2 protein-coding genes are annotated in these 3,088 nt (G+C 46.1%); both read left to right on the top strand.

Translation table 11 applies throughout. The annotated features are described in order from the left end of the window. The first annotated feature begins 340 nt into the window (after positions 1 to 340). Positions 341 to 1,483, top strand: coding sequence for a GTP 3',8-cyclase MoaA (moaA, locus tag MJ768_RS00225; protein ID WP_320415713.1), 1,143 nt, complete (start codon positions 341 to 343; stop codon positions 1,481 to 1,483). Positions 1,484 to 1,630: 147 nt separating this feature from the next. Further along, complete coding sequence (gene moeA / locus MJ768_RS00220) at positions 1,631 to 2,887, top strand: molybdopterin molybdotransferase MoeA (RefSeq protein ID WP_239287196.1); 1,257 nt, start codon at positions 1,631 to 1,633, stop codon at positions 2,885 to 2,887. Positions 2,888 to 3,088 lie beyond the last annotated feature (201 nt).

Here is a 3,088-nt window from a genome sequence, read left to right as displayed (position 1 = left end):
ACGAGTAAAAAATTTGAGCGCGGCATATAGTTGATATGTAAGCGATAATTTTTTTGAGTAACGCCGTATTTTGACGAAAATTGGATTTTTAGAGGTGCCCTATAATTAATAATTTATATAATTATACTACTCCCATATATTGCTTTTCCTATAAAACAAAATCACGTGCAAGCATTGGGCTATGTCGAATACAATCAGATGTTTTCTATTCCTAAGGATGCGACTTAAAAAATAATCAATATCTGTAAAAGTAAGATTGCCGCCTACCTTTAGGCTTTCTTAAATGTATGCTGCTTTATAACCTGAGTAAGTATTGAACCCATTACAATTAACTATTACTATGCCCAAATATATTGGGCCTAATTCCATGTCTAAAAAAATAATTCCAATTATCGATTATCGTCATTCTAAGGCAGTTCCGGTCATCCCCGCTGTTATAGAAGAGCCGAATGGACTTATCGGTGACGCGTTTGGACGTCCATTACAGGATTTGCGCATTTCACTCACAGATCGTTGCAATTTCCGATGCGTATATTGCATGCCTGTAGAGGCATTCGGTAAAGATCATGTATTTATGCCACGGGCTTCAATGATGACTTTTGAAGAAATCACTCGCGTCGCACAAATTTTCGTTAACCATGGCGTTCAGAAAATCCGCCTTACGGGTGGTGAACCCCTATTACGCAAGCATGTAGAAAATTTAATTGAGATGCTTGCAAAGCTGAAAACATACGATGGCAGCGATTTGGATCTGACGCTGACTACTAATGGTGCGTTACTCGGAAGAAAAGCTCAATCCCTGAAAGATGCAGGATTAAATCGTGTTACGGTCTCGCTGGATTCGCTAGATGATGCCACTTTCAAGCGCATGAACGGCGTTGATTTTCCTGTGTCGGACGTTCTGCGCAGTCTGGATGTCGCCCACTCAGTAGGCCTCGGCCCAATCAAGGTAAACATGGTTGTCAAAAGTGGCATGAACGACCAGGAAATCGTACCTATGGCACGCTATTTCAAAGACTCCCCCTTCATACTGCGATTCATCGAATACATGGATGTAGGGTCCTCTAACCAATGGGAAATGGGCGAGGTGATTCCATCTGCCGAAGTAGTGCGACGAATTTCAGCTCACATGCCACTTGAAGAAATCGAACCAAACTGCACCGGCGAGACTGCAGAGCGCTGGCGCTACCAGGATGGCGGGGGTGAAATCGGAGTTATCTCAAGCATCACCAAGACCTTTTGTCACGAATGCGTTCGTGCCAGGTTGTCAACCGAAGGCAAGCTATATACCTGCCTCTTTGCGGAGAGTGGCCACGATTTGCGAGCACTAATGCATAGCGGAAAAACAGATCAAGAAATTTCTACTGCCCTTGCACATCTATGGCGGTTGCGCGCGGATCGCTATTCAGAGTTACGGAGTGCAAACACAAAGAGCAAGACTCAAGCAGGCAAGAAGATTGAAATGTCTTATATTGGGGGCTAGTTTGCAAGTACGCATCCGTCTGTAAGGTGCGTCAAAATCTTATCCAGACGGTATTACCCATATCAAGCGAAACCGAAAATCCGTCTGGTAATTATGCTGTCACCTTCAAAGCTTTAAATAACTGCCAAACTTAGCAAAGGACACTTCATGGAATCTAAGCCTTCCTTCTTGTCCACCCTTGAAACAATGGGTGATTACGACCCTAATTCAATGCCGGTGGAACAAGCACGCCAGCTTATCCAGCAATTTCTCGCGCCACTCGCGGAGTACGAATCGATTAACCTGAGCGATGCATTGCATCGCACGTTGGCAGCAGACATACATTCCCCTATGAATGTGCCGCCGCACGACTATTCAGCAATGGATGGTTACGCTGTGCGCAGCGATGACTTGGCAAAGGCTCCTGGCCGACTCGCTATTATTGGCAGTGCCTATGCTGGACGAGTCTTTAAGGGTCATGTTGCGGCAGGCGAATGCGTGCGCATTATGACTGGCGCCCTCATTCCTGAAGGCTGTGATAGCGTGGTGATGCAAGAGCACGTTCAGGTCGCCGGATCCTTTATTGAAATAGGAGAAGGACACCTCCGTGGTCAGAACATTCGCTTGGTCGGGGAAGATATCACGCAGGGCGCTACGGTGCTGACTCGCGGACAGATCATTCGCCCCGCCGAGATGGGCCTGCTGGCTTCGCTTGGTTTCAGCGATGTCAAAGTTTACCGCAAACTAAAAGTTGCGTTATTTTCAACCGGTGACGAATTGCAGCAACCAGGAACACCGTTGGCTCCTGGTCAAATATATAACAGTAATCGCTATACTCTGCTAGGTATGTTGGGTGAACTAGGCGTGGAAATTATCGACATGGGTACCGTTCGTGACGACAAAACCAGTCTCAAAGTAGCGTTGCTAGACGCTGCAACGCGGGCTGATGTCATCATAACCAGCGGTGGAGTTTCAGTAGGTGAGGCTGACTACATCAAGCAACTGTTAGCGGAAATTGGCGAGGTCGTGTTCTGGAAAATAGCCATGAAGCCAGGCAAGCCACTTGCTTATGGCAAGATTGGGACTTGCCATTTTTTTGGATTGCCAGGTAACCCAGTTGCAGTCATGGTAACTTTCCAGCAGTTCGTTCGCGACGCTTTACGCACGCTTATGGGGCAGCAACCCAAGCTAATCATTGAGTTCCAGGCTATTTGCCTAAGCCCTATCCGAAAAGTTCCCGGACGAACCGAATTTCAGCGCGGCATTCTCAGTAAAGATAAAAACGGCGGATGGATAGTGCACACAACGGGCGCTCAATGCTCCGGCATTCTCAGCTCAATGAGCAAAGCCAATTGTTTTATTGTGTTACCTGCATCGCAGGGAAGCATTGAAGCAGGTTGCGCTGTCCAAGTACAGCCATTTTAATCAGACCATATCAAGCATGGTCTGCACATACACCAAGCCATTCCGTGCAAACTTTGCAGATGAAAATTATCCGTTCCAGATATTACTTTCATAACCAAACTATTCATTATGGATAAAAATACTATCCTGATAAATAGTCTAAAATATTGGTTCATCCGACTTTCCTATGGGTAGCCTGAACCGGATACAGATCAAGACCGC

Source organism: Candidatus Nitrotoga sp. 1052 (genome assembly GCF_927312905.1).
Lineage (GTDB): Bacteria > Pseudomonadota > Gammaproteobacteria > Burkholderiales > Gallionellaceae > Nitrotoga.
This window is presented reverse-complemented; position numbering and strand designations above follow the sequence as displayed.